The sequence below is a fragment of the Blastococcus sp. VKM Ac-2987 genome (genome assembly GCF_026967805.1).
GTDB lineage: Bacteria > Actinomycetota > Actinomycetes > Mycobacteriales > Geodermatophilaceae > Blastococcus.
This window is the reverse complement of record NZ_JAPVBG010000001.1, coordinates 974,788-998,576: the sequence shown is the minus strand read 5'-3', so window position 1 is coordinate 998,576 and position 23,789 is coordinate 974,788. Positions and strand designations below refer to the sequence as shown.

Annotated in this window: 25 protein-coding genes; 19 read left to right on the top strand and 6 right to left on the bottom strand. The window is 74.2% G+C overall.

Annotated elements, in window-relative coordinates; all coding sequences use genetic code 11:
* The first annotated feature begins 2 nt into the window (after nucleotides 1-2).
* From O2W17_RS04880 to O2W17_RS04870, 3 genes are read left to right on the top strand one after another with little or no spacing between them, the layout of a single operon-like run.
* Entirely contained in the window at nucleotides 3-299 is a 297-nt protein-coding gene (locus O2W17_RS04880; protein WP_269191269.1) for a hypothetical protein, read from the top strand.
* Entirely contained in the window at nucleotides 296-1,543 is a 1,248-nt protein-coding gene (locus O2W17_RS04875) for a hypothetical protein (protein ID WP_269191268.1), read from the top strand. The genes O2W17_RS04880 and O2W17_RS04875 overlap by 4 nt, the downstream gene beginning before the upstream one ends.
* A complete protein-coding gene (locus tag O2W17_RS04870) occupies nucleotides 1,540-2,205 on the top strand; it encodes a hypothetical protein (protein WP_269191267.1) in 666 nt (221 codons plus the stop codon). The genes O2W17_RS04875 and O2W17_RS04870 overlap by 4 nt, the downstream gene beginning before the upstream one ends.
* A gap of 245 nt (nucleotides 2,206-2,450) precedes the next feature.
* On the opposite strand, the gene O2W17_RS04865 is transcribed toward O2W17_RS04870, so the two are convergent.
* Entirely contained in the window at nucleotides 2,451-2,747 is a 297-nt protein-coding gene (locus O2W17_RS04865) for a WXG100 family type VII secretion target (RefSeq protein ID WP_269191266.1), read from the bottom strand.
* Nucleotides 2,748-2,962: 215 nt separating this feature from the next.
* Between O2W17_RS04865 and O2W17_RS04860 the strand changes: the two genes are divergently transcribed.
* The 4 genes from O2W17_RS04860 (at nucleotide 2,963) to catC (ending at nucleotide 7,189) form a co-directional block, all read left to right on the top strand.
* A complete protein-coding gene (locus tag O2W17_RS04860) occupies nucleotides 2,963-4,504 on the top strand; it encodes an acetolactate synthase large subunit (RefSeq protein WP_269191265.1) in 1,542 nt (513 codons plus the stop codon).
* A gap of 110 nt (nucleotides 4,505-4,614) precedes the next feature.
* Nucleotides 4,615-5,118, top strand: a complete 504-nt coding sequence (locus O2W17_RS04855; protein WP_269191264.1) for an OsmC family protein — start codon at nucleotides 4,615-4,617, stop codon at nucleotides 5,116-5,118.
* A 156-nt stretch (nucleotides 5,119-5,274) separates the two neighbouring features.
* The gene (locus O2W17_RS04850) at nucleotides 5,275-6,753 is read left to right on the top strand and encodes an esterase (RefSeq protein WP_269191263.1); all 1,479 of its coding nucleotides are present in this window, start codon (nucleotides 5,275-5,277) and stop codon (nucleotides 6,751-6,753) included.
* A 145-nt stretch (nucleotides 6,754-6,898) separates the two neighbouring features.
* Nucleotides 6,899-7,189 (top strand): muconolactone Delta-isomerase, encoded by a 291-nt coding sequence (catC, locus tag O2W17_RS04845; protein ID WP_269191262.1) that lies wholly within the window; start codon nucleotides 6,899-6,901, stop codon nucleotides 7,187-7,189.
* A 10-nt stretch (nucleotides 7,190-7,199) separates the two neighbouring features.
* Here catC and O2W17_RS04840 read toward each other — a convergent pair whose 3' ends face one another.
* Both O2W17_RS04840 and O2W17_RS04835 read right to left on the bottom strand, forming a co-directional pair.
* Nucleotides 7,200-8,195, bottom strand: a complete 996-nt coding sequence (locus O2W17_RS04840; protein WP_269191261.1) for a MaoC family dehydratase — start codon at nucleotides 8,193-8,195, stop codon at nucleotides 7,200-7,202.
* Complete coding sequence (locus O2W17_RS04835; RefSeq protein ID WP_269191260.1) at nucleotides 8,192-9,091, bottom strand: HpcH/HpaI aldolase/citrate lyase family protein; 900 nt, start codon at nucleotides 9,089-9,091, stop codon at nucleotides 8,192-8,194. Before O2W17_RS04835 ends, O2W17_RS04840 begins: the two co-directional genes overlap by 4 nt.
* A 46-nt stretch (nucleotides 9,092-9,137) precedes the next feature.
* On the opposite strand from O2W17_RS04835, the gene O2W17_RS04830 reads away from it, so the two are divergent.
* The 3 genes from O2W17_RS04830 to O2W17_RS04820 all read left to right on the top strand — a co-directional run bounded on the left by O2W17_RS04830 (nucleotide 9,138) and on the right by O2W17_RS04820 (nucleotide 12,418).
* The gene (locus O2W17_RS04830; RefSeq protein ID WP_269191259.1) at nucleotides 9,138-9,935 is read left to right on the top strand and encodes a GntR family transcriptional regulator; all 798 of its coding nucleotides are present in this window, start codon (nucleotides 9,138-9,140) and stop codon (nucleotides 9,933-9,935) included.
* Nucleotides 9,936-10,064: 129 nt separating this feature from the next.
* Complete coding sequence (locus O2W17_RS04825; protein WP_269191258.1) at nucleotides 10,065-11,252, top strand: CaiB/BaiF CoA transferase family protein; 1,188 nt, start codon at nucleotides 10,065-10,067, stop codon at nucleotides 11,250-11,252.
* A 14-nt stretch (nucleotides 11,253-11,266) separates the two neighbouring features.
* The gene (locus O2W17_RS04820; protein ID WP_269191257.1) at nucleotides 11,267-12,418 is read left to right on the top strand and encodes an acyl-CoA dehydrogenase family protein; all 1,152 of its coding nucleotides are present in this window, start codon (nucleotides 11,267-11,269) and stop codon (nucleotides 12,416-12,418) included.
* 42 nt (nucleotides 12,419-12,460) lie between these two features.
* Here O2W17_RS04820 and O2W17_RS04815 read toward each other — a convergent pair whose 3' ends face one another.
* From O2W17_RS04815 to O2W17_RS04805, 3 genes are all read right to left on the bottom strand, one after another.
* On the bottom strand, nucleotides 12,461-13,048 hold the full coding sequence (locus tag O2W17_RS04815) for a TetR/AcrR family transcriptional regulator (RefSeq protein WP_269191256.1): 588 nt from the start codon (nucleotides 13,046-13,048) through the stop codon (nucleotides 12,461-12,463).
* A gap of 67 nt (nucleotides 13,049-13,115) precedes the next feature.
* Complete coding sequence (locus O2W17_RS04810) at nucleotides 13,116-13,958, bottom strand: alpha/beta fold hydrolase (protein ID WP_269191255.1); 843 nt, start codon at nucleotides 13,956-13,958, stop codon at nucleotides 13,116-13,118.
* Entirely contained in the window at nucleotides 13,955-14,752 is a 798-nt protein-coding gene (locus tag O2W17_RS04805) for a hypothetical protein (RefSeq protein ID WP_269191254.1), read from the bottom strand. The genes O2W17_RS04810 and O2W17_RS04805 overlap by 4 nt, the downstream gene beginning before the upstream one ends.
* 308 nt (nucleotides 14,753-15,060) lie before the next feature.
* On the opposite strand from O2W17_RS04805, the gene O2W17_RS04800 reads away from it, so the two are divergent.
* The 9 genes from O2W17_RS04800 to O2W17_RS04760 are packed head-to-tail and all read left to right on the top strand — an operon-like array spanning nucleotide 15,061 to nucleotide 23,785.
* Nucleotides 15,061-16,248, top strand: coding sequence for an ABC transporter substrate-binding protein (locus O2W17_RS04800; protein WP_269191253.1), 1,188 nt, complete (start codon nucleotides 15,061-15,063; stop codon nucleotides 16,246-16,248).
* Nucleotides 16,249-16,296: 48 nt separating this feature from the next.
* Nucleotides 16,297-17,184, top strand: a complete 888-nt coding sequence (locus tag O2W17_RS04795) for a branched-chain amino acid ABC transporter permease (protein ID WP_269191252.1) — start codon at nucleotides 16,297-16,299, stop codon at nucleotides 17,182-17,184.
* On the top strand, nucleotides 17,181-18,113 hold the full coding sequence (locus O2W17_RS04790) for a branched-chain amino acid ABC transporter permease (protein ID WP_269191251.1): 933 nt from the start codon (nucleotides 17,181-17,183) through the stop codon (nucleotides 18,111-18,113). The genes O2W17_RS04795 and O2W17_RS04790 overlap by 4 nt, the downstream gene beginning before the upstream one ends.
* Nucleotides 18,103-18,858 carry an ABC transporter ATP-binding protein gene (locus O2W17_RS04785; RefSeq protein ID WP_269191250.1) on the top strand — a complete coding sequence of 252 codons (756 nt, stop codon included), beginning with the start codon at nucleotides 18,103-18,105 and terminating at the stop codon, nucleotides 18,856-18,858. Before O2W17_RS04790 ends, O2W17_RS04785 begins: the two co-directional genes overlap by 11 nt.
* Complete coding sequence (locus O2W17_RS04780; RefSeq protein WP_269191249.1) at nucleotides 18,839-19,582, top strand: ABC transporter ATP-binding protein; 744 nt, start codon at nucleotides 18,839-18,841, stop codon at nucleotides 19,580-19,582. The genes O2W17_RS04785 and O2W17_RS04780 overlap by 20 nt, the downstream gene beginning before the upstream one ends.
* Nucleotides 19,579-21,210: an AMP-binding protein gene (locus O2W17_RS04775; protein ID WP_269191248.1), complete on the top strand. Its 1,632-nt coding sequence runs from the start codon at nucleotides 19,579-19,581 to the stop codon at nucleotides 21,208-21,210. Before O2W17_RS04780 ends, O2W17_RS04775 begins: the two co-directional genes overlap by 4 nt.
* Entirely contained in the window at nucleotides 21,207-22,256 is a 1,050-nt protein-coding gene (locus O2W17_RS04770; RefSeq protein ID WP_269191247.1) for an alcohol dehydrogenase catalytic domain-containing protein, read from the top strand. The genes O2W17_RS04775 and O2W17_RS04770 overlap by 4 nt, the downstream gene beginning before the upstream one ends.
* Nucleotides 22,249-22,644: a Zn-ribbon domain-containing OB-fold protein gene (locus O2W17_RS04765; RefSeq protein WP_269191246.1), complete on the top strand. Its 396-nt coding sequence runs from the start codon at nucleotides 22,249-22,251 to the stop codon at nucleotides 22,642-22,644. The genes O2W17_RS04770 and O2W17_RS04765 overlap by 8 nt, the downstream gene beginning before the upstream one ends.
* Nucleotides 22,637-23,785, top strand: coding sequence for an acetyl-CoA acetyltransferase (locus tag O2W17_RS04760; protein ID WP_269191245.1), 1,149 nt, complete (start codon nucleotides 22,637-22,639; stop codon nucleotides 23,783-23,785). The genes O2W17_RS04765 and O2W17_RS04760 overlap by 8 nt, the downstream gene beginning before the upstream one ends.
* The last annotated feature ends 4 nt before the right edge of the window (nucleotides 23,786-23,789 follow it).

Here is a 23,789-nt window from a genome sequence, read left to right as displayed (position 1 = left end):
GAGTGAGCGACCTGTACATCGACGGAGCGGTCCTGGCCCGCGTCCGGTCCGACCTCCTCGGCATCCGGGACCTCCTGGAGCAGCCCGCGCGGGAGATGCGCGAGGTGTCCGGAGCCGCGATGGGTGCGCCGGCCCTCGCCCGGCGGATGGACGAGTTCGGCGACGAGTGGGCCTACGGCATCGGCAGGCTGGGCGGCTTCGCCGCGGACGCCGCCGAGGCCCTCGACTCCGTCGCCGCGGCCTTCCGCGAGGCCGACGTGTCGCTCAGCGCCGCGCTGCGGGACGCGGGCGGGCGATGAGCGGCCGGTTCCCCTCGCTGGGGTTCGACCCCGCCCCCGGGGACGTGGCGGTCGCCGGGCAGGTGGCCGCCGGCGTCACCGGGGCGGCCCAGGTGCTCGAGCGGATCGCCGAGGTGCTCACCGGAGCTGCGGACGGCGAGTGGCGCGGCTCGGCGGCCATCGCCTTCCGGAACCTGCTGTCCGACGAGTTCCGGCCCAAGGTGCAGACCGCGGCCCGCTCGTTCGACGAGGCGAGCCGCACGCTGCACGACTGGCTGGAGACCATGCACGCCGGCCGGCGCCGCGCCCTGGCCCTGGAGGCCGAGCACGCGGCCGCGGTGCGGCGCGCGCAGTCGGCGCACGCCACCTACGCAGCCATCCCGGCCGCCGCTCCGGCTCCGGCTCCGGACCCGGATGCCGCGCCGCCGACGCCGGAGCAGGCCGCCGCCGAGTCCGAGCGGCTCCGGGCCCGGGCGGCCGCGGGGCGGGCGGCGGGAACGGCCGACGCGGAGGTCGAGCGGATCGCCGGGGAGGCCCGCGCCCTCCTCGCCGGCTACGAGCAGGCCGGCCAGGACGCGGCCGGCCGGCTGCAGCGGGCCATCGACATCGCCCCGGACGAGCCCGGCTTCTGGGCGGGGCTCGCCGAGGACGTCGGAGAGGCGCTCGCCGAGATCCAGGAGTTCGCGCACGACGTCGACGACTGGATCCTCGAAGGGCTGGACGGGCTCGCACCGTTGCTGGACCTGATCGGCGACGTCACGAGCCTCCTCAGCACCGCGTGCGGTTTCCTCGCCTTCGTCCCCGGCCTGCAGTTCCTGGCGGGCCCCGCCCTGGTGCTGGGGCTGGTGTCGACGGGGTTCCACTACCTGACCGCGGTCGGGGACACGGGCAGCTTCACGGAGGCGCTCACCGACGGCACGGTGCTCATGGACGCCGCGGGGGTGGCCCTCGGGTTCGGCGCGCTGAAGGTGGGGAGCCAGGTGGTCGCGGCGGCCCGCACCGGCAGCAGCGCCTCGGTGGCCGGCGGCGCGGCGGGGCGGACGCAGCTCTTCGGCCCGCCGACCGAGACGGCGGCGAGCTGGTTCCAGCTGGCCCGCAGCACCAGCTACCGGATGGGCGAGACCGAGCTGCTCTGGCGGGTGGCGCGGTACAAGGTCAACCAGGCCGGGCTGGCCCGCACCGTCGCGGCCGGGGACCCGATCCGGTCGGAGGGCACCTGGCTCTGGGACCGCTCGCTCACCCGGCAGCCGAGCGTGGTGCGGTGACGGTCGCCACCTCGGGGCTGGTGGAGCTCTGCCTCCCGCGCGACTGGACCGAGCTCCTCCTTCCGGACGACGACGAGGCACGGGACCACCTCGACCGGCTGGTGCGCAGCACCTGGCCGGGCGGCCCGGCCGGGCCGCGGACCGGGAGCACCCGCGCGCTGATGGAGTGGCGCGCGGCGATGCTCGACGCCGGTGTGGTCAGCCACGGGGTGGTGATCGCACCGCGGCCCGAGGGCACGCCCGCCAACTGGCACGTGCAGACCAGCGTCGTGCCGCTGCCCGTCGTGCCCGACGTCGACGTCCCCGCCGTCGTCGCCGAGCTGGTGCGTGCCCGGTGGGGCGCCGGGCCGCACCACGTGGAGACCTACGAGACCGACATGGGTCTCGGGGTGGGCGTCGTCGCCGAGCGCACCGTCCCGCCGCCGCCCGGGCTGGCCGACCTCGCCGTGCGGGGGCTGGAGGTCGTCGCGGACCCCGTGCGGATGGGCGTGGCCGTGGCGCTGGCGTGCGCGCCCGGTGCGACGCAGGCGCTGCTGGTCGTCGGGGTGTGCCTGGATCCGGCGCAGGTCTGGGAGCTGGCCGGCCTGGTGGCGGTCGTCGCCGGACGTTCACGGCTGCACCCGGCGCCCGCCGCGGACGAGGGGGAGGACCGGTCGGGATGACCGCCGTGCACGGCCCGTGGGCGTGGCGATCGAGGAGACGTCCACCGCCGCCGTGTCGGCGGCCGTCACGGGTTCGATCGGTGTGCTGGCCGCCCTGGCCGGGGCTGCCACGGCGATCGCGGTCGTCCGGCGAGCCTGGGAGGAGCGGCGGCTGTGGAGGCAGCTGCTCGCCCGGAGGCCCTCCAGACGGAACCGGAGGCCGCCTCGCTGCGTGCGAGGCGGCCTCCGGTGCGCAGGACAGCCGGTCAGCGACCGAGGGCGCCGGCCAGCTGGGTGTCGGCGTCGCGGAAGGTGGCCGCGGCCTGGTTGAGGTACTGCGCCATGCCGTCCAGCCCGGCGATCATGTTCCGCGCGCCGGTGGTGAACTCGTCGTAGGACGCCTGGAAGGTACGGCTGGAGCTGTCGGTCACGTACCCCTCGGCGACGAGCTGGTCGACGAGCCCCTTGAGCTGGCCGAGCATGCCGTCGATCTCGGCGCGGCCGTTGGTGAGCCGGCCGGCGGCGTTCTCCATCTGCTGGTAGGTGACGTTGACGTTGGCCATGGTGGTGTCCAATCGGGAGGGCCGGTCCGCGGGCGCGGAAGCGGCGGATCAGCGGGTGTGAGCGGGAACGTAACAACGCCGGAGACCCCTCCGGAGCGTTGTCCACAGGCCCCCGGGAAGCCCCCGTAGCCGGGCCGGTGACCGCCGCCACGAGGTGGTCCGGAGGGGCACCGACTCGGGTCGCCTCCTCCGGCGGTCCGTGCGAGGGTCCGGACGTGAACGGCGCCCAGGCACTGATCAGGACCTTCGTCGACGCAGGCGTGGACGTCTGCTTCGCCAACCCCGGCACCTCGGAGATGCACTTCGTCGCGGCCCTGGACGACGTGCCGGAGATGCGCGCCGTGCTGACCCTCTTCGAGGGGGTCGCCACCGGTGCCGCCGACGGCTACGCGCGGATGACCGGCCGTCCGGCCGCGACCCTGCTGCACCTGGGCCCCGGCATGGGCAACGGCCTGGCCAACCTGCACAACGCCCGTCGCGGGCGGGCTCCGATGGTCAACGTGGTCGGCGACCACGCGCGCTCGCACAAGCGGCTCGACGCACCGCTGGAGTCCGACATCGACGCCGTCGCGGGCACCTTCTCGAGCTGGGTGCGCCGCTCGCTCTCGCCGGCCGACGTCGCCGCCGACGCCGTCGACGCGGTGGCCGCCGTCGGCTCGGGCGGCATCGCGACGCTCGTCCTCCCGGCCGACGTGTCCTGGGAGGACGGCGCCGAGCCGGCCGCCCCGCGGTCGGTGCGGCCGGCCCCGCAGGTCGCTCCGTCGGTGGTCGAGGGGGTGGCCGCCGTCCTCGGCGGGGACGAGCCGGTCGTGCTCCTCCTCGGTGGCGACGCGGTGAGCGAGGACGGGCTGCTCGCCGCCGGGCAGATCACCGCGGGCACCGGCGCCCGGCTGATGACCGAGACCTTCCCCGCCCGCACGGCCCGGGGCGCCGGGCTGCCCGACGTGACCCGGCTGCCCTACCCGCCGGAGATGGCCATCGCCGCGCTCGCGGGCACCAGGCACCTGGTGCTCGCCGGGGCCACCGCGCCGGTGCACTTCTTCGGCTATCCCGGCGTCCCGGGGCACCCGGTGCCGGAGGACTGCACGGTGCACCTGCTCAGCGAGCCGGGGGAGGACGGCGTCGCCGCGCTGCGGGCGCTGGCCGGGCTCGCCGCGCCGGACGCCGAGCCGGTGCTGATCGAGGCATCCCGCCCCGAGCTGCCCACCGGAGAGCTGACGCCGCGCACGATGGCCGCGGTCATCGGTGCGCTGCTGCCGGAGCGCGCGATCGTCGTCGACGAGGCGCTCACCTCCGGGGTGGGCCTGATGGAACTCACCTCGGGCGCCCCCCGGCACGACTGGCTGGCGCTCACCGGTGGCGCCATCGGCGACGGGCTCCCGATGGCCCTGGGGGCGGCGGTGGCCTGCCCCGACCGCCCGGTGATCGGCATCCAGGCCGACGGCAGTGCCATGTACACGATCTCCGCGCTGTGGAGCCACGCCCGCGAGCAGGCCGACATCACCACGATCATCTGCGACAACGGCTCGTACGCGATCCTGCAGCACGAGCTGTCACGGGTCGGCGCGGCGAACGACGGGGAGCGGGCCGCCACGCTGCTCGACCTCGGTGGCCCCGGGCTGGACTTCGTCTCCATCGCGCAGGGCATGGGGGTACCGGCCACCCGCGCCACCACGGCGGAGGAGCTGGCCGACCAGCTGCGGACGGCCCTCGCCGAGCCGGGGCCGCACCTGATCGACGCCGTCCTCCGCTCCTAGCAGGGCGTCGCCGCCGGCCGTGCGGGAGCTGTCGACGGCCGGCGGTGGTCGGCCGCCGTCGTGGTCGGGAAAGGGTTCCCGGCCCGTCGTCCGCGGGGCAGCATGGCGGCATGGACGCCACCGCGCTGCGCGCACTGCAGGCACCGCTCAAGCAGCGGTATCGCGAGGACCCCGGCTCGGCCCGCGCGCCGATGCACGCCGAGGGCACCTTCGCCGAGCCCGGCATCACCTGCACGGTTCCGACGTGGAGCGGGCCGGTGCGGGCCGGGCTGCACCCCTTCACAGGAGGCGACGGCAGCGACGCCTGCTCCGGCGACATGCTGCTGCAGGCCCTGGTCGCCTGCGCCGGGGTGACGATGCGCAGCGTAGCGACGGCGATGGGGATCGACGTCCGGGGCGCCCGGCTGACCGCCTCCGCCGACATGGACGCACGCGGCACGCTGGGCGTCGACCGCGAGGCGCGGGTCGGCTTCGGCGCGGTCGAGGTGGTCGCCGAGGTCGACACCGACGCCGACGACGCGGCGCTGACCAGGCTGGGCCAGCTCACCGAGCGGTACTGCGTGGTGGCGCAGTCGCTGGCCGGGCCGGTTCACCTCACCGTCCGCCGTAGCTGACCTCGCCATTTCAGTCACAGGCTGATTGCTTTCCGTGCTCGCCGGGCAGGTCGGCCGTGCGCGCCGGACCGGACTGTCACCTCGCTGTTGCTCCCCGGCCGGACGCGGGCGAAGGTGCTGTGAGCCCAGTCACGGAAGTCCCGAAGGAGTCGCGCCTTGTCCCAGCACCGCAACCGGTTGGTCCCCCTCGCCGTAGCCGCAGGGGTGGGCCTCGGTGTGTTCACCGTCGGTGGACCGGCCCTCGCCGCCCCGCAGTCCACCGACCAGCCGGCGTCGAACCCCGGCTGGCAGCCGGTCCAGGTGTCCCCGAAGGAGCAGGCCTACAACTTGCGCTGGACGGTCGCCGACCCGAGGTACGACTACGTGAACGGCGAGGCGGGGGCGGAGTTCGTGCCCCTCACCGACGAGGCCGGCAACCCCCTCAGCAAGGTGCTCTACGGCATCGACCGCGGCTCGGCCTACCGCATCGAGGTGCCCATCGACTGGAACGGCGACGTCGTCTTCTGGGAGCACGGCTACCGGGGCACGGGCACCACCGTGTACGTCAGCGACCCCAGCTACGACCTCCGGCGCACCTACATCGAGAACGGCTACGCCTGGGCGGCGTCGTCCTACGGCGAGAACCGGTACGACATCGAGGCCGGTGCGCTCGCCACCGAGCGGCTCGCGAAGATCTTCGACGCGCGCGTCGGGCGCGCCGACCAGCGCTACCTGCAGGGCGTCTCGATGGGCGGGCACGTGATCGGCGCGCTGCTGGAGCGCGACCGGGGCATCGAGTGGGACGGCGCGGCCCCCATGTGCGGGGTCATGGGCGACTACGAGCTCTACGACTTCTTCCTCGACTACAACCTGCTGGCGCAGACCCTGTCCGGGGTGGACGCCTACCCGTTCCCGTCCCAGGCGGAGTACTTCTCGCAGGTCGTGCCGCAGTTCAAGGCCGCCCTCGGCACCCCGACCACGGCGACCCCGGTCTACGAGGGGCTGACCGAGGCGGGCGAGGTCTTCCGCGACAACATCACGGCGATCACCGGCGGCGAGCGCCCCGGAGACGACGAGGCCTTCGGCTACTGGGAGGGGCAGAACTTCGTCTACGGCGTCGTGACCGCCGACCCGGGCGGTCTGGACGGCGTGACGCAGGGGGCGCTCTGGTCGAACGTCGAGACCGACTACCCGGTCGACTACACGTTCGAGGACGGCACCACCCTCGACCAGCAGGTGGAGCGGGTGGCGCCGGCGCCGGGCACCCGGTCGACCTACCAGGCGGTCCCCGTCCCCGCGCTGACCGGGGACATCGACGTCCCGGTGCTCTCCTCGCACACCCTCGGCGACTACTACGTGCCGTTCTCGATGGAGCAGTACTACGCCGCCGACGTCGCCGCCCAGGGCAACGCGGACCTGCTCGTGCAGCGGGCCATCCGCGCGGCCGGGCACTGCGAGTTCACCCCCGAGGAGGCGGCGGACCAGTTCCTCGACCTCGTCGACTGGGTGGACAACGGCGTGACGCCCGAGGGCGCCTCGGTGCTCGACCCCGAGGTCGTCGCCGACCCGAACTACGGGTGTGAGTTCACCACTCCGGTGCGCACCGGTACCCGGGTCTTCTACGACGAGTGCCCGGTGCCGACCCCCGGCGGCTGATCCCCGCAGCACCACAGCACGGCCAGCGGGCCCTTCCTCCCTTCCCGGGAGGGAGGGCCCGCTGCCGTCCGACCCGGCCCACCGGGCGCGGGATCGCAGGCCGGCCCGTGTGGACGGGCGGCGCCGCGGGCCCTACGGTCGCCCGATGCTGTACCTCGTCCACATGCGCGTCGACCTGCCCCACGACCTGGCGCCCGGCCGGGTGGAGGAGCTCAAGCGGGCGGAGCGGGAGCTGGCGCAGGACCTGCAGCGCGACGGCCGGTGGGTGCACCTGTGGCGGGTGGCCGGCCGGTACGAGAACTACAGCGTGTTCGACGTCGCCGACCACGACGAGCTGCACGGCCTGCTGACGTCGCTGCCGCTCTTCCCCTACCTGGACGTCACCGTCACGGCGCTCGCCCGGCACCCCTCGGCTCTCCCGACCCCGCCGGAGTGACGGAGGGGCGTCACGGCAGCAGGGCCGTGTAGCGCCAGTCCAGGACGTCGCGGTGCTCGTCACCCGGTCCGCTCCGGGCGGTCACCCGCGACCGCAGGTCGGCCAGGCGGCCGCCGTCCGGCCCGGGGCGCACGCCGGCCACCTCCACCGTGCTCTCCAGCGTGTCGCCCTCGCGCACCGGACCGGTGTGGTCGCAGCCCTGCCAGGCCAGGACGGTGACCATCTCGGGCAGCGCGCGCACGGCCTGGGTCAGCGCCAGCCCGATGGTGTGGCCGCCGTAGACCAGCCGGGTCCCGGCCTCGTCGTCGTGGTGGGTGCGGGCGATGTTGTGGGTCAACCGGGCCAGCTCGGGTGCGCTGGACACCACGTCGCCGCCGACCACCCGCCACCGCGTTCCCGGGGTCACGTCCCGCCGGAGCGACGGCGGCAGCGACGCCCGGAACGGCTCGAGCCGCCAGGCGGCCACCGAGGCGGCGGGGTCCTCGACGTCCCGGCCCACGCGGCCGAGGTCGTCGTCGTGCCCCGTCCGGGCCGAGCCGTCGCGCAGCGGGAGCATGGCGCAGCGCCAGAAGTCGAGCACCGTGCGGTCGTCCTGGTCGACCGTCGTGATCCGCAGGGCGACCAGCCCCGTGGGTGCTCGGTCCGGCCGGGGGGAGTTCTGCCGCAGGCCGACGACCTCGGTGCGGGTCCGGAGGGTGTCGCCCAGGGAGGGCAGGCGGCGGAACGCCAGCCCGCGGTAGAAGAGGTTGGCGCGCACGTGGTGGGTCACCGGCGTCGACTGCCCGACCGCCAGGTCCCACACCAGCGACGGCGGGGCGGGAGGGGCGTCGTCCCCGGTCACCCTTCGGCCCAGCGGGGCGTCCAGGGCGAGCCGCAGGCGCTCGCCCACGATGGCGCCGTGCACCGCCGCGGCGCCCTCGGTGAGGGTCGTCGGGGGTGCGGTGTCGAAGACGTCCCCGGGGGAGAGGTCGTCGAAGTACGGGCCCTCGGCCGCCAACTCGCTCACAGCCGCACCCCCGCCTGCCGGAGCACGCGCCGGGCCCCGACGGCCACGGCCTCGTCCAGCATCTGACCGTCGAGCGCCACCGCGCCGGCCCCGTGCTCCCGAGCGTGCCGCGCCAGCGCGGCGAGCACCTCGCGGGCGTACCGGATCTGCTCGTCGGTGGGGGTGAACACCGCGTTCAGCGCCTCGACCTGGCGCGGGTGGATCGCCCACTTCCCGTCGTAGCCGAGGTCCCGCGCCCGGTCGGCGCCGACCCGGAAACCCTCGTCCACGTGCACGCCCAGGTGCGGTCCGTCGATGGCCTGGAGCCCCGCGTCGCGCGCCGCCACCAGCACCGCGGACTGGGCCGGGAGCCACAGGTCGAGCTGCGCGTCGGACCCGCCGGGGCGGCCGAGCGAATTCGCCAGGTCCGCGTAGCCGAGGACGAGGGCCTCCAGGCGCCGGCTGCCGCGCGCGATGTCGCGGATCCGGGCCAGCCCGGTGGCCGTCTCGATCAGGGCGTGGACGGCGATGCGGCGGGTGCTGCCGGCCCGGGCCTCGACGCCGTCGAGCAGCCGGTCGAGGAAGGCGAGGTCCTCCGGGCCGTCGACCTTCGGGAGCACGATCGCGCCGGGCGGCACCGGTAGCTCGACCAGCGCCGCGACGTCCAGGTGGCACCACGGCGATCCGGGTGGGTTGACGCGGACGGCGGTGCGCCCGGCCCCGCCCTCGGTCAGGTTCCCGAGGTGCGCGGGGAGCAGGGCACGCGCACGGTCCTTGCTCGCGGGCTCCACCGCGTCCTCGAGATCTATGACGACGGCGTCCGCGCTCCCGGACAGTGCCTTCGCCACCTTGGGCGCGTCGCTGCCCGGGGCCACCAGGACCGACCGGCGGCGGAGGGGGAGTTCGGTACCGGGCACGGACGCTCCTGTCGTCGCTTGACCTCGACCGGCCAAAGTTCCACTATTGGCCGTACCAATCGCGACCGTACCGCCCACCGGCCGAGGAGGCACCGTCACCGCTCCCAGGGCAGCCGAGGAGAGCGCCTACCGGGCCCTGGCCCGGGAGCTGCGCACGGCGGTGCGCACCGGCCGGTACGGGGAGCGGGACCGGTTGCCCACCGACGCCGAGCTGGCCGCCACCCGGGGGCTGAGCCGGCAGACCGTCCGCCGGGCGATGCAGGAGCTGGTCACGGAGGGCCTCATCTTCCGGGTCCCCGGCCGCGGCACTTTCCCGGTCGCCCGGGACCGCCGCTACCTCCGGCAGTTCGGGTCCATCGAGGACCTCATCGGCCTGTCCCGGGACACCCTGCTGGAGCTGGTCGACCCGCTCCAGCGGCGGCTCGACCTCGCGGCCGCCGGCCGGCTCGCGCTCGAGACCGACGTCGTCTCCGGCGTCACCTTCCGCCGGCTGCACGACGGCCTGCCCCTCTGCGTCACCACCGTGGCGCTCCCACCGGCGATCGGCCGGCTGCTCGCCGACGTGCCCGAGCTGCACCGGCCGGGGGCGACCAGCACGGCCACCGTCCTCGGCCTGCTCGACGCCCGCACGGACGTGGACGTGGTGGAGGCCGACCAGAGCATCAGCGTGGCTCCGCTGCCGCCGGACGCCGCGGCGGCTCTGGGGCTGGAGCCGGGGCGGCCGGTGCTGCGGATCGACCGCCTCTACTCCGACGCGCACCGCCGTCCGGTCGAGCTGGCGGTCAGCTGGTTCCACCCCGACCACTACTCCTACCGCGTCCGCCTGCGCCGCTCCGGCGGCTGAGCCGATCCGCACCGAACGGAGACCCGTGCCCTCCCACGCCCGCGACCTCGCCCGGTGGGCGGTCGCCCTGTCCCCGACCGGGGACGGCCGAGCCCTCGCCGACGCGCGGACCGACACCGGGGGAGCGGCGTGATCCCCGGCCGGCCGCTCGAGGGGATCACGGTCGTCAGCGTCGAGCAGGCGGTGGCGGCTCCCTTCGCCACCCGCCAGCTCGCCGACCTCGGCGCCCGGGTCATCAAGGTGGAGCGCCCCGGGGACGGCGACTTCGCCCGCGGGTACGACGAGTCGATCCGCGGCCAGTCCAGCTACTTCGTGTGGCTCAACCGCTCGAAGGAGTCGCTCACCTGCGACCTGAAGTCACCCGAGGGGCGGGACGTCGTCGAGCAGCTGCTGGGCCGGGCCGACGTGTTCGTCCAGAACCTGGCGCCCGGGGCGGCCGCCCGCCTCGGGCTCGACGCCGCGTCGCTCCAGTCCCGTCACCCTCGGCTGGTCGTCTGCGGCGTCACCGGGTTCGGCAGCACCGGCCCATGGGCGGACCAGAAGGCCTACGACCTCCTGGTGCAGTGCGAGGCGGGGCTGGTGTCGCTGACCGGGACGCCGGAGACGCCGGCCAAGGCGGGCATCTCCGTGGCCGACATCGCCGCCGGGATGTACGCGTTCAGCGGCGTCCTGACCGCGCTCCTCCAGCGGGCCACGACCGGCGTCGCCCCGGCGTTCGAGGTCTCGCTGTTCGAGGCGCTCGCCGAGTGGATGGGGTCGCCGATGTACTACACGGCGGGCCTGGGCCGGCAGCCGTCCCGGGTCGGCGTCGAGCACGCCACCATCGCCCCCTACGGCCCCTATGCGACCGCCGAGGGCGATGTCGTCCTGGTCGCCGTGCAGAACGACCGCGAGTGGCGCGCCTTCTGCCGCACCGTGCTGGCCGCGCCCGAGGTGGCCGACGACCCGCGCTTCGTCCGCGGCTCCGACCGGGTGGCCCACCGCGGTGCGCTCAACGACCTGATCTCCGCCCGGTTCGCCGCGCTGGGCCAGGAGGAGTGCCGGCGGCTGCTGACCGAGGCCGACGTCGCCCACGCCCGGATCAACCAGGTGCAGGGCCTGCTCGACCACGAGGTGCTGGCCGGACGCGACCGCTGGCGGCAGGTGCAGACCCCGGCCGGGCCGGTGCCTGCCCTGCTGCCGCCCCTCGCCATCGACGGCGCCGAGCCGCGGATGGACCCGGTGCCCGCCGTCGGCGAGCACACCACGGACATCCTCGTCGCGCTCGGGTACGACGAGGACCGCATCGCCGAGCTGCGCCGCACAGGCGTGGTGTGACCCCCGGAGGAACCATGACGCAGCTGAGCACCGAGGAACAGGCGATCGTCGACCTGGTCCGGGACTTCGTCGACCGGCAGGTCAAGCCGGTCGTCCGGGACCTGGAGCAGGCGAACGAGTACCCGAAGGCCCTCATCGAGCAGATGAAGGAGCTCGGCGTCTTCGGGCTGGCCATCCCCGAGCCCTACGGGGACGCCGCCGTCTCGACCCCCTGCTACGCCATGGTGACCGAGGAGCTGGCGCGCGGCTGGATGAGCCTCGCGGGGGCGATGGGCGGGCACACCGTCGTCGCCAAGCTGCTGCTGGCCCACGGCACCGAGGAGCAGAAGGAGCGGTACCTGCCGGCGATGGCGACCGGCCGGGTGCGGGCCACCATGGCCCTCACCGAGCCCGGGGGCGGGTCCGACCTGCAGGCGCTGCGCACGACCGCCCGCCGGGACGGCGACGAGTACGTGGTCAGCGGGACCAAGACGTGGATCACCAACGCGCGCCGGTCCCAGCTGATCGCGCTGCTGGTGCGCACCGATCCCGAGGCCAGCCCGGCCCACCGGGGGATGAGCATCCTGCTGTGCGAGAAGGGGCCCGGGCTGGAGGTGTCCCGGGACCTGCCGAAGCTCGGCTACAAGGGCGTCGAGAGCTGCGAGCTGTCCTTCGACGACTACCGGACGCCGGTGTCCTCGGTCCTCGGCGGCGCGGAGGGGCAGGGGTTCAGCCAGTTCATGCAGGGGCTGGAGGTCGGCCGGATCCAGGTCGCGGCGCGGGCCACCGGCGTCGCCCGGGCCGCCCTGGAGGACTCGCTGCGCTACGCCCAGGAGCGGGAGAGCTTCGGCAAGCCGATCTGGCAGCACCAGTCGGTGGGCAACCTGCTCGCGGACATGGCCACGAAGCTGTCGGCCGCCCAGCAGCTGCTCCAGCACGCGGCCCGGACCTACGACTCCGGGGTGCGGTCGGACCTGGAGGCCGGCATGGCCAAGCTGTTCGCCTCCGAGGTGGCCGCCGAGATCACGCTCAACGCGATCCGGGTGCACGGCGGGTACGGCTACTCCACCGAGTTCGACGTGGAGCGCTACTTCCGCGACGCGCCGCTGATGATCGTCGGCGAGGGCACCAACGAGATCCAGCGGAACGTCATCGCCGCCCAGCTGGTGCGGCGCGGCGGCCTGTAGGACGCGGCGTCCGGCGGCCCTCGCGGGCCGCCGGACGCACCGTCAGGCCGGGGACCGCAGCTCGGCGGCCTCCAGCATCGCCAGCACGTACCGCACGTGCACGTCCGCCACCTCGCCCAGCGACAGCGGACCGTCCGGGCGGTACCAGGTCGGGACCGCCGCGCAGATGGAGACGATCGCGCGGGTGGCCCCTTCCGGGTGGGGCGTGCGGAACTCGCCGAGCCGCACGCCGTCCTCGATGACGCCGCGGAAGATGCTCTCGGTGGTGTCGCGCGCCTCGACGACGGCCAGCCGCCCCTCGCCGGTCAGGTAGCGGAACTCGCTCAGCGACAGCACGGCCGCCGTCTGGCACTCGCCGGAGAACCGCACGTACGCGCGGACCCCGGCGGCCATGCGCTCGGTGGCGCCGGGGCCGGCCGCATCCAACTCAGCCCGGATCCGCCGGAGCAGCTCGTCGTTCGCATCCCGCAGCAGGGCGACGAGGACGTCGGACTTGGCGGCGAAGTGGTTGTACAGGTTGGACAGGCTGGTCTCCGCGGCGCGGGCGATGTCGCGCATCGACGTCCCGTTGAAGCCGTTGGCGGCCATCAGCTCCAGCGCCGCGGCCAGGCAGCGGGTGCGGGCGCTCACCCGGCCACCGCCGGCGCGCCGTGCCCGGGGACCGACGCCCCCGCGGTTCCAGCTAGAGCCATCCGTCTCACTCCTCTGCTCCCGGTGCACCCGCTCCCGGTGCCGTGGTGCGACCGGCCCCGAGGTCGGTCAGCCAGCCGTGCAGGACCGCCGGGAAGTCGTCCATCTCCTCCATCGGGTAGTGCCCGATGCCCTCCAGCACGGTCACCTCCCCCCGGGGGATCTGCTGTGCAGTCCACACCACGTCCGCGGGATCGAGCCAGAGGTCGTCGTCACCGACCACCAGACGGGTGGGGCAGGCGATCCCGTGCAGCGACGCGCGCAGGTCGTGCGTCGCCCAGCCGAGCAGGTCCGACGTCGAGACCAGCGGGTCTTCCCGCCGGTGCATCGTCGCGATGAGCTCCGCGCGCTCGGGCGGCACGCGGCGGCCGACGACGGCCAGGGTGCCGAAGTAGGTGCGGTCGCTGCGGCTGGGCGCGGCGGCGTCCTCCAGCTCCCGCCGCAGGCCGGAGACGCTGGTCCGGCTGTTCCGCGCGTCCGCCGCCATGGCGACGACGCCGGCGAGCGATTCCCCGGCCCGCACGGCCAGGTCGAGCGCGATCTTCCCGCCGATGGAGCAGCCGACCACGAAGGGCCGCTCCACCTCGAGGAGCTCCAGCAGCTCCAGGCACCACCGCGCGTACTCGCCCAGGTCGCTGACCGGACCACCCGGCGCCGGCTCGGACCGGCCGTGGCCGGGGAGGTCCGGCACGATCACGGAGTAGCCCAGGGCGGCCAGCCGGTCGGTCGTGCCCCGCCACTGGACGCCGCTCTGACCGGCGGTGTGCAGGCAGAGGACCGCCGGGCCCTCGCCGCTGCGCTCGACGTAGGCCGGTGCACCCCCGACAGGGAGGTAGCTCGCCCGGATCACGCCGGGGCTCCCGTCGCCAGCCGGCGGGCGGCGTCGACCAGCGCCATGACCGCCCGGGACATCCGCAGGTACTCGTAGGCGTCGCCGGTCACGGTGAAGGAGTTGCCGCTCATCGCCCGCCGGAAGAAGTCGTTGGACGGGCCGGTGAGCAGGTCGGTCCAGACGTGCTCGGCGGCCTCGAGCGTGAAGGTGGCACCGAGCGGGGTCCGCGGCGCCACCTCGATGACCTCGCCCCGGTAGATCCGCAGCTGGACCGAGCCGCCCCCGGTGCGCAGCCCGATGGCGCCGTCCCAGGTGGCCGTCGCCGAGCCGAAGGCCGGGTCGTCGGCCAGCTCGCGGGCCAGCGCCTCGCCCCAGGGGCGGGTGCAGAACGCCCGCTCCGCCCGGTCGGCGGACCCGTCGGACCCCGGCCGCGCCGGCAGCAGGACGGTGATGGTCCCCTCCTGCACCGTGCGCCCCCCGGCGTCGCGCACGTCGGCGTGCCACTGCACCGCTCCCGCCTCCTCGGCAGGCACCCGCCGGCAGGCGGTCACGGTGAACGTCGCCTCCAGCGGTTCACCGACGGGCGTCGGGAACACGTGCTGCCACCGGGTCTCCAGCACGCGCAGCAGCGAGTGCGGCAGCACCTCGCTGTCAACGGCTAGACGGAGGACCGTGGTCGGCGCGGACACGACGTCCGCCCCGGGCGGCAGCGCAGCGGCCGTGCCGATCCGCCGGCCGACGCCGAAGTCCTCGAACCAGGGGCCCGCTGGGAGCGCTCCCCGGTCCCCGCGCTGCTGCGCCTCCACGCTCATGTGCAGCCTCTCCCTGGCGCTGCGCCACCCGGCCGCACGGCCGGGAGACGGTGGGACGCCCCGGTCACTGCGGCCTCAAGGGAGGTCGCGCGAAGGGCGTACGAACGATCGTTCACCACCAGGAAACCGTGCCCCGGCAGAGGCGTCAAGATGCTGCCGGCGGGTCGAAAGGAGCGCGTTCGTACCCCTTGACGTGTGACCACCCTCACTCGTACGTTCCCCGGAACGAACGATCGTTCGTGCGACGACCACGTCGCTCGGCGGGAGCCGGCCGAGAGGCGGGTCACCGATCAGGACGGGAGAACCACATGCGGGTGCAGACAGGTAACCGGCTGGTCGTCACGGTGGCAGCGGCCACGGCTGCGGTCGTCGTGTCGGGTTGCGGGACGAGCAGCAGCGGATCCGGCGGTGGCGGCGGCGCCGCGGCCGGCGGCGCCGACGGCGAGGGCTACGCGTGCGGCGCCGACGAGGTCACCATCGGCGGCCTCTGGGCGCAGAGCGGGCCGCAGGCCGCCTACGGCGAGTGGTTCGCCGCCGGCACCGAGATGGCGGTCGAGGACATCAACGACGCCGGCGGCATCGGCGGGGAGACCCAGCTGCGGCTGCAGGTCGAGGACACCCGCGCGCTGCCCGAGCCGGCCGTCGTCGCCTTCCAGGGCATGGTCTCCGACGGGATCCAGTACGTGCTCAGCTCGTTCTCCAGCCAGACGCTGGCCCTCGCGCCGATCGCGGCCAACGAGGAGGTCGTCCTGATCAACGGGGGCGCGCAGAGCGACGCCCTCGGCGAGCAGGGGCCGTTCCTGTTCAACACCATCCCGCTGCTCCGGAACGAGAGCGTGGCGCTCGCGGAGAAGCTCCGCGAGGACGGCGTCGGCAGCGCCGCGATCATTTACACCAGCGACGACGGCGGCGAGGCGGCCCGCGAGAACTTCGAGGAGGCCTTCACCGAGCAGGGCGGCCAGATCACCGGGGTCGAGAGCGCGGAGTTCGGCGGGACCGACTTCCGCTCGCAGCTGACCAAGCTGCGCGCCACCGACCCCGAGGTGCTGGTGCTCGGCGCCTTCGGCCAGGACTCGGACAACATCATCAGCCAGGTCCGCGAGATCGGCTGGGACGTGCCGCTGGCCAACACCTCCTGGGTGGCGATCCCCGCGGTGCTGGCGAACCCGGCGGCCGAGGGGCTGCGGCTCACCACCATCCCCTTCGAGCCGGGTGAGGACTTCCAGCAGGAGTACGAGCAGAAGTACGGCGAGGCCCCGGAGAGCGCCTTCATCGGCAACTACTACGACGGCGTGATGATCTTCGCCGAGGCGTTCGAGCAGGTCTGCGAGTCCGGCGCCGAGACGGTGAGCGGCGCGGCGCTGGCCGACGCCATGCGGGAGATCGGCACGTTCGACTCCGTCTACGGCTCCGAGCTGACCTTCGAGGAGGGCACCGCCAGCCGTCCGATCGAGCTCGCCGTCATCGAGGGTGGCGCGGTCCAGCCCGCCGAGTAACTGGATCCTGGCCGGCCGGGTCGCCGCACCCACCATCGAAGGAGACGCATGGACCTCTTCGTCCAGCTGCTGCTCAACGGGCTCGTCGCAGGCAGCCTGTACGCGCTCGTCGCGGTCGGCTTCGCGCTGATCTTCGCGGCGACCCGGCACTTCCACATCGCCCACGCCGCGGTCTTCGCCGCCGGTGGCTACTTCGCCTACTTCCTGACCGACTTCCTGCCGGTCGGGCCGGCGGTGGCCGCCGCGGTGCTCCTGTCGGTGGTCCTCGGGGTGGCGCTCGTGACGCTGCTCTACCGGCCCCTGGAGCGGCGCGGGGGAGCGGGCTTCGTCCTCTTCCTGGTCTCCCTGGGGGCGCTGATCGTCATCGACAACGTCTTCACGGTGGGGCTCGGCGCGCAGCCGGCCCGTCTCGCGGCGGGCAGCTGGTTCACCACCACCGTGGCGATCGGGGAGTGGTCGCTGATCGCCGGGCAGGTGGCGCTCATCGTGGTCGCCTTCCTGCTCTTCGGCGGGCTGGTGACCCTGCTGGCGAAGACCCGGATGGGCAAGCTCGTGCAGGCGTTCTCCGCGAACCCGGAGTTCGTCGAGATCGTCGGCCGCAAGCCGCAGGTGGTCCTCGTCGTGGTCTACGCCCTCGGCTCGCTGCTCGCTGCGGTGGCCGGGGTCTACGTGGCCGCCGACACCGGGATGCAGCCGGGGCTGGGTGAGACGTTCTTCATCGTCTCGGTCATGGCGGTGATCATCGGCGGCATCGGCAGCATCACCGGTTCCTTCGTCGCCGCGATGCTGCTCGGCCTGCTGCAGAACGTCCTGCTGCTCGTCATGGGGGCGGAGTGGACGCTCGCGGCGATCTTCGTCCTCTTCCTCGTCCTCATCACGGTGAGCCCTGAAGGTCTGGCGAAGATCAACTTCCGGAGGGTCAAGGCCTCGGCATGAACGAATACGTCCTCTCCATCGCCACGCTGATCGCCATCTACGCGATCCTGTCGGTCTCGCTGAGCCTGCTCGTCGGGCACACCGGCATCTTCTCGATGGCGCACGCCGCGCTCTTCGGCGTCGGTGCCTACACCTACGCGGTCCTCACCGTGCAGTTCGGCTGGGCCCCCGGTCCGGCGCTGGTCGTGGCCCTGCTGCTCGCGGCGCTGGCCGGTGCGGTGATGGCCGTCCCGTCGCTGCGGGTGTCCGGCGACTACTTCCTGGTGGCGTCGTTCGCGCTCCAGGTCGTCGCCGGCAGCGTCTTCGAGAACTGGACGTCGGTCACCGGCGGCACCGGCGGCATCCCCGGCATCGAGCGCCCGGCCATGGGTCCGCTGGACTTCGGCGACAGCGGTGCCTTCCTCGGGCTCGCCGTCGTCGTGGCGCTGCTGGTCGCGGCCGTCTCGCTGTGGCTGGTCCGCTCGCCCTACGGGCGGATGCTGCACGTGGTGCGCGACGACGAGGTCGTCGCCGCGACGCTCGGCAAGCCGGTCCGCTTCGCCAAGGTCTCGGTCACCGTCCTGGCCGGTGCGTTCGCCGGGCTCGCCGGCGTGCTGTACGCCCAGTACCTGCTGTACCTGAGCCCCGGCACCTTCGAGGTGGCCACCTCCGTCTCGATCATCACGATGGTGGTGCTCGGGGGCATGACCTCGGTCGTGGGCGCGGTGATCGGCGCCGCGGTCATCGTGCTGATCCCGCAGGGGCTGCGGCAGCTCGACATCGCCAGCTCCGCGGCCGGCCCGCTCGAGCAGGTCTTCTTCGGCCTGCTCCTCATCCTGCTGATGTTCGTGCGGCCGCAGGGCCTGCTGGGCGGCTCCCGGCGGCGCCCGACCCGGTCGACGGACGCGGTGGGCGACGCAGCCGAGGGGAAGGCCGTCCATGCTGCTTGAGGTCGAGAACGTCTCCAAGAGCTTCGGTGGCCTGCAGGCGGTCAAGAACGCCACCTTCGAGGTGCCCGAGGCGCAGGTCACCGGGCTGGTCGGCCCGAACGGGGCCGGCAAGACGACGCTGTTCAACATGATCTCGGGGACCATCCGGGCCGACGCCGGGTCCATCCGGTACCGGGACCAGGAGATCACCGGGCTCACGCCCCAGGCCCGGATCGGCCGCGGGATCGCGCGGTCGTTCCAGGACGTGCGCCTGCTGCCCCGGCTGACCGTGCTCGACAACGTGGTGGTCGGGGTCCAGGGTCAGCCCGGTGAGCGGCTGCGCACCGTCTTCACCCGCCCCTGGCGGGCGGTGGGCAGCGAGAAGGAGAGCCTCCGGCGGGCGGCCGAGTGCCTCGACTACGTGGGCTTGCCGGCGTCCGTCCACCACGAGCTCGCCGGCAGCCTCTCCTACGGGGAGCAGAAGCTCGTCTCGATCGCCCGGCTGCTCGCCACCGGAGCGGACCTGCTCCTGCTCGACGAGCCGACGTCCGGCCTGGACGAGGGCTCGCTCGACGAGTTCCGGGCGGTGCTCCGGCGGCTGATCGCCGAGGGCCGCACCGTGCTGCTCGTCGAGCACAACATGCTGCTGGTGCGCGAGCTGTGCGACCGGGCGGTGTTCCTCAGCACCGGAGAGGTGCTGGCCGTCGACGCCCCCGACCGGCTGATGGAGAACGAGGAGCTGCGCAATGTCTACTTCGGTGCCTGACGGGAACGTGGCCGCGGCGGCCCGGTCGTCGTCCACGACCCCGCTGCTGCGCCTCGACGACGTGCACGCGGAGGTCGCCGGCCAGCCGGTCCTGCGCGGCGTCTCGCTCGACGTGGCGGAGGGCGAGTTCGTCGCCGTCCTCGGCCACAACGGTGCCGGCAAGAGCACCCTGCTGCGCACCGTGCTCGGTCTCGTGCCGGTGCGCGGCGGCCGGATCTCGCTCGCCGGGGAGGACATCACCCGCACCGCGACGCCGCAGGTCGTGCGCAAGGGGGTGAGCCTGGTGCCCCAGCAGCGCGGCTACTTCGAGAACCTGTCCGTGGCCGACAACCTGACCTTCGGTGCGCGCGCCGAGGGGCGGATCGGCCTGGACGAGATCTACGAGCTGTTCCCGATCCTCCGCGACCGCCGCGCGCAGCTGGTCGGCACGATGAGCGGCGGGCAGCGGCAGATGGTCGCCATCTCGATCGCCCTCATGTCCAGCCCGCGCCTGCTCCTGCTGGACGAGCCGTCGGTCGGGTTGCAGCCCAACCTGGTGGCGCGGGTCATGGAGGTCGCCACGCAGGTCAACACCGAGTACGGCATCACGGTGGTCCTGGTGGAGCAGAACATCGAGAAGGTGCTGCAGGTGGCCGGCCGGGTGGTCGTCATCAACCAGGGGCTGGTGCAGATGGACGCGCCGGTCGCCGAGGTCACCGCCGACCGGATCTGGCAGCTGCTGTGAGCGCCGGGACCGGTTCGGGCCTCGCGATCCCGCACGAGCTCACCTTCCCGGCGATGCTGGAGTGGCTGGCCGCCGAGCGCGGGGGCGAGACCTGCCTCGTCGACGGCGACCGCACGACCAGCTTCGCCGAGCTCGACGACCGCGCGCGGCGGCTGGCGGCGGGGCTGGCCGGCCTGGGCGTGGGGCGCGGAGACGTGGTGGCCGTCTGGCTGCCCAACACCACGGCCTGGGTCGAGCTGCAGTTCGCCGCCGCCCGGCTGGGTGCGCTGGTGCTCAGCGTGAACACCAAGCTCCGCTCGCACGACGTCAGCCAGCTGCTGCACCAGGGGCAGGCCCACGTCCTGGTGCTCTGGCCGACCTTCCACGGCATCGACTTCCTGGGCATGCTCGACCGGCTGGGGGAGGACCCGCCCGACTCCCTGCGGCACGTGCTGCTGCTGGGCGACCCCGTGCCGCCGGACCGGGTGCCGGCCGGCCTGCGGGACCGGGCCCGGCCGTACGAGGACCTGTTCGGCGCCGGCCGGCACGAGGAGTCCGCCGCCGCCCCGGACCTGCCGTGCAACGCCTTCACCTCCTCGGGCACCACCTCGGCGCCCAAGCTGGTGCTGCACGTCCAGCAGGCGCTGGTCCGGCACGGGCACGCGGTGGCCGGGGCCTTCGGCTACCGGGCGGACGACGCGGTCGTGCTCGGCATGCTGCCGTTCTGCGGCGTCTTCGGCTTCAACACTCTGATCGCGGCCATGGCCGGGGGCCGGCCGCTGGTGATCCAGGCGGTGTTCGACGGCGACGAGGCCGTCGGGCTCATCGAGCGCCACCGGGTCACGCACACGACCGGTGCCGACGAGATGCTCCGCCGGATCCTCGCCGCGGCGGAGCCGGCCGCGCGGATCGGCTCGCTCCGCGAGGGGGCGTTCGCCAGCTTCGGCGGCGACCCGCACGCCCTGGTCGCGGCGGCGGAGGCGCTGGGCGCGTCGTTCTTCCAGACCTACGGGTCCAGCGAGGTGCAGGCGCTGATGACCTATCCCGCGCCGGGTGCCGACGTCGAGCGGCGCAGCCTCGGTGGCGGCGTGCCGGTGGACCCGGACATCTCCTTCCGCATCCGGGACACCACCACCGGGGAGCTGGTCGCCGAGGGCGAGGGCGAGATCGAGATCGCCGGGCCCAACGTGAGCACCGGGTACCTGCGCCAGCCCGAGGCGACGGCGCGCAGCCGCACCGACGACGGCTTCTTCCGGACCGGCGACCTGGGGCGGCAGCTGCCCGGCCGCGACATGGTCTACCTCGCCCGGCTCGGCGACGCGCTGCGGCTGGGCGGCTTCCTGGTGGGGCCGCGGGAGATCGAGTCCTACCTGGAGACGCTGCCCGGGGTGGCCGCGGCCCAGGTCGTGGGGGTCACCCGGGACGACGGCGACGTCGCCGTGGCCTTCGTGCTCGGCGACGGCTCGCACCCGCCGGCCGAGGACGAGCTGCTGGCCGCGTGCAAGGCCGACCTGGCCCGGTTCAAGGTGCCGCGGCGGGTCCTGGTCGTGGACGAGTTCCCGACCACCCGGAGCGCCAACGGCGACAAGATCCAGCGCGTGCGGCTGCGGGAGACCGCGACCGCCGTGCTCGACGAGGAGACGCGATGACCACCCGGATGCGCGCCATCCGCATGCACCGGTTCGGCGGCCCCGACGTGCTGGTCCAGGAGCAGGTGCCGGTCCCGGCGCCCGGACCGGGGCAGCTGCTGGTCGAGGTCGCCTACTGCGGCATCTGCCGGCACGACCTGCTCACCCGCGCCGGCGCCTTCCCGTCGATCTCGCTGCCGCTCACCCTCGGCCACCAGGTCAGCGGGCGCGTGGTCGAGGTGGGGTCCGCGGCCGAGGGCTTCGCCGTCGGCGACCGGGTCATGACGATGATCTACACGGGGTGCGGGACGTGCCCGCGGTGCCAGGAGGGCAACGACGCGCTCTGCGTCGGCACCCGGCCGCAGTTCCTCGGGGAGGACCGCGACGGCGGGTACGCGGAGTACGTCGCCGTCGAGGCGCGGGTGACCGTGCCGCTGCCCGACGCGGTGTCCCTGCCCGAGGCGGCGATCGCCACCTGCACGCTGGGCACCGCCTACCACGCGATCGCCACCCGCGGCGCGGTGCAGGCCGGCGAGACGGTGGCCATCACCGGTGCCAGCGGAGGCGTCGGCGTCCACGCGGTGCGCATCGCCCGCATGCTCGGCGCGACGGTCGTCGGCATCGTCTCCGGCGAGGAGAAGGCGCGGTCGGTCGAGGCGGCCGGCGCCGACCACGTGCTGGTCTCGCCGACGCGCACCTTCGCCAAGGAGCTGCGCAGCCGGCTCGGCCGGCAGGTGGACGTGGTCGTCGACGTCGTCGGTGCGCCGACCCTCCGCGAGTCGCTGCACGCGGTCCGGCCGGGCGGCCGGGTCGTCGTGGTGGGGAACGTGGAGGGCAAGGAGGTGTCGATCCCGCCGGCCTACCTGATCCTCAAGGAGGTCGCGCTCCTGGGCACCAAGTCCTGCACGACTCCGGAGATGACCGAGCTGCTCGAAGCCGTCGCGTCCGGGCGGCTGGTCGCCGAGGTGACCGACGTCGCCCCGCTGACGGGCGCCCGCGGGGTGCACGAGGACATGGAGGCCGGGCGCGGCAGCGGCCGGTCCGTGCTGGAGGTGGCCGGTGGCTGACCCGACCCCGGCCGGGGACATCGGTCCCAGCCGGTACTACTTCGAGGCGCTGCGGGCCGGCCGGCTGGTCCACCAGCGGTGCGAGCGGTGCAGCTCGGCGCTCTTCCCGCCGCGGGTGCTGTGCCCGGTCTGCAGCGCCGACGCGCTGCGCTGGGAGCCGAGCGCCGGTGCCGGGACGGTCTACTCGGCCAGCACGCTCACCCCGCGGGACGAGGACCCGTACACCGTCGTCCTCGTCGACCTCGACGAGGGATTCCGGGTGATGAGCGTGGTGGAGGGGACGTCCGCACCGCTGGGCGCGCGGGTGCGGCTGACCCCGCAGCCGGTCGACGGGCCCGCGGGGGACGCGCGCCTGGTCGCCGTCGTCGAGGGAGGGACCGATGAGTGAGCTCAGCGGGCGGACCGCGGTCGTCGGCGTGGGGGAGGACGGCGTCGGCCTGGCCGTGCCGGGAAGCACCCCGCTGGACCTGGTGGCCCGCGCCACCCGGGTGGCGCTCGAGGACGCGGGCCTGGCCCTGTCCGACGTCGACGGACTGTTCACCGCGTCGGCCTACTACCAGCTGCCGGGGCTCGACGTCGCCGAGTACCTCGGGGTCCGGCCGCGCCACACCGACAGCACGGCGGTAGGCGGCAGCTCCTTCGTCTCGCACGTCGGGCACGCGGCCGCGGCCATCGCCGCCGGTCAGTGCGACGTCGCGCTGGTCGTGTACGGCAGCACCCAGCGGTCGGACTCCGGCCGGCTGGTGTCGCAGTCGGAGGGGTCGCCGCACGAGCGGCCGTACCGGCCCCGGTACCCGGTGACGATGTACGCGCTGGCGGCCGCCCGGCACATGCACCAGTACGGGACCACCCGGGAGCAGCTGGCCGCCGTCGCGGTGGCGGCCCGGCAGTGGGCGCAGCTGAACCCGGCCGCGTTCGCCCGTGATGCGCTCACCGTGGACGACGTGCTCTCCTCGCGGATGGTCTCCTCGCCGCTGACCGTGCGGGACTGCTGCCTGGTCACCGACGGGGGTGGGGCGCTGCTCCTGACGTCGGCCGAGCGCGCCGCCGACCTGCGCCGGCCGCCGGTGTACCTGCTGGGGCACGGCGAGGCGCACTGGCACCGCAGCATCACGCACATGCCCGACCTCACGGTCACCGCCGCGGTCGACTCCGGCCGCCGGGCGTTCGCCCAGGCCGGGCTGACGCCGGCCGACGTCGACCTGCTGGAGCTCTACGACGCGTTCACGATCAACCCGGTGCTGTTCCTGGAGGACCTCGGGTTCTGCGCGAAGGGCGAGGGCGGCGACCTCGTCGCCTCCGGCGCGATCGCACCGGGAGGCCGGCTCCCGGTGAACACCAACGGCGGCGGCCTCTCCTACTGCCACCCGGGCATGTACGGGATCTTCGCGCTGGTCGAGGCGGTCCGGCAGCTCCGCGGCGAGGCGGGGGACCGGCAGGTGCGCGGGGACGTGGCCCTGGTGCACGGCAACGGCGGGGTGCTGTCCAGCCAGGTGACGGCCCTGCTCGGCACGTCCCCGACGCGATGAGAGG

Bases quoted from the DNA above. Each gene is read 5' to 3' on its own strand.
- O2W17_RS04875 (WP_269191268.1), top strand. From the start codon at position 296: ATGAGCGGCCGGTTCCCCTCGCTGGGGTTCGACCCCGCCCCCGGGGAC.
- O2W17_RS04865 (WP_269191266.1), bottom strand. From the start codon at position 2,747: ATGGCCAACGTCAACGTCACCTACCAGCAGATGGAGAACGCCGCCGGC.
- O2W17_RS04855 (WP_269191264.1), top strand. From the start codon at position 4,615: ATGGACGCCACCGCGCTGCGCGCACTGCAGGCACCGCTCAAGCAGCGG.
- catC (WP_269191262.1), top strand. From the start codon at position 6,899: ATGCTGTACCTCGTCCACATGCGCGTCGACCTGCCCCACGACCTGGCG.
- O2W17_RS04820 (WP_269191257.1), top strand. From the start codon at position 11,267: ATGACGCAGCTGAGCACCGAGGAACAGGCGATCGTCGACCTGGTCCGG.
- O2W17_RS04805 (WP_269191254.1), bottom strand. From the start codon at position 14,752: ATGAGCGTGGAGGCGCAGCAGCGCGGGGACCGGGGAGCGCTCCCAGCG.
- O2W17_RS04800 (WP_269191253.1), top strand. From the start codon at position 15,061: ATGCGGGTGCAGACAGGTAACCGGCTGGTCGTCACGGTGGCAGCGGCC.
- O2W17_RS04795 (WP_269191252.1), top strand. From the start codon at position 16,297: ATGGACCTCTTCGTCCAGCTGCTGCTCAACGGGCTCGTCGCAGGCAGC.
- O2W17_RS04790 (WP_269191251.1), top strand. From the start codon at position 17,181: ATGAACGAATACGTCCTCTCCATCGCCACGCTGATCGCCATCTACGCG.
- O2W17_RS04785 (WP_269191250.1), top strand. From the start codon at position 18,103: ATGCTGCTTGAGGTCGAGAACGTCTCCAAGAGCTTCGGTGGCCTGCAG.
- O2W17_RS04780 (WP_269191249.1), top strand. From the start codon at position 18,839: ATGTCTACTTCGGTGCCTGACGGGAACGTGGCCGCGGCGGCCCGGTCG.
- O2W17_RS04770 (WP_269191247.1), top strand. From the start codon at position 21,207: ATGACCACCCGGATGCGCGCCATCCGCATGCACCGGTTCGGCGGCCCC.
- O2W17_RS04760 (WP_269191245.1), top strand. From the start codon at position 22,637: ATGAGTGAGCTCAGCGGGCGGACCGCGGTCGTCGGCGTGGGGGAGGAC.